At 75.8% G+C, this 899-nt stretch carries 1 protein-coding gene and 1 pseudogene; both read right to left on the reverse strand.

The window, feature by feature from the left end:
* Nucleotides 1–233: STAS domain-containing protein (locus tag CCN33_RS30365; RefSeq protein ID WP_244173992.1), on the reverse strand; the 233-nt coding region annotated here is incomplete at its 3' end.
* 172 nt (nt 234–405) lie between these two features.
* Nucleotides 406–899, reverse strand: a pseudogene (locus CCN33_RS30370) (thymidine phosphorylase); the annotation flags it as partial.

Raw genomic sequence — 899 nt, forward strand, 5'->3', positions numbered from 1 at the left:
TCTTCGACCTCCCCCTCCACCTGGATGCCGAGCCCGACGAGGCCGAGCAGGGCGCGTAGCGCGGGTTCCGGCCCGCGCAGCGCTATCCGCCCGCCTTCCCGGCGGGCGGCCAGCTCCAGCCGGGCGAGCAGCTCGACCTGCGCCAGCCCCGGCGGCCCCAGCCCGGCCACGTCGCACACGACAACCCCGCTGCGGGGGGCCAGCCCCCGCACCACATCAGCCAGCCCCGCCACCTCGTCCCGGNNGGTAGACCGGGGGCACCCCCGCAACTCATCGCACGGCGCTCAGTCCACGGGGAACTCGCTGGTGTCGAGCCTCCCATCAGGGCGTCACCGATCCCAGCACGACGAACGGGACCGGCGGAGGTCCACCGGTCCCGTTCACCCGAACGAAGAAGTCCCCTGATCAGGCGATGCGTCCCAGCACCACCGGCGAAGCCGTGAACTCCGTGCCCGCGGGGGCGATGTCGTACGACCCCTCCGTCGCCTCCAGGGCGTAGCCGAAGCGGTCCGGGGTGTCCGTGTGGAGGGTCAGCAGGGGCTGGCCGGCGACCACCGTGTCGCCCGGCTTCGCGTGGAGCTCCACGCCCGCGCCGGCCTGCACCGGGTCCTCCTTGCGGGCGCGGCCCGCGCCCAGGCGCCAGGCGGCGATGCCGATGTCGTAGGCGTCGAGGCGGGTGAGGACGCCGGAGGCGGGGGCCACGACCACGTGCTGCTCGCGGGCCACCGGGAGCGCCGCGTCCGGGTCGCCGCCCTGGGCCGCGATCATGCGGCGCCAGACGTCCATCGCGGAGCCGTCGGCCAGGGCCTTGGCCGGGTCGGCGTCCTTGAGGCCGGCCGCGTCGAGCATCTCGCGGGCGAGGGCGAGGGTCAGCTCGACGACGTCCGCCGGGCCGCCGC

Origin of the sequence: Streptomyces recifensis (assembly GCF_002154615.1) — a bacterium.
GTDB classification, from domain to species: Bacteria; Actinomycetota; Actinomycetes; order Streptomycetales; family Streptomycetaceae; genus Streptomyces; species Streptomyces griseoluteus.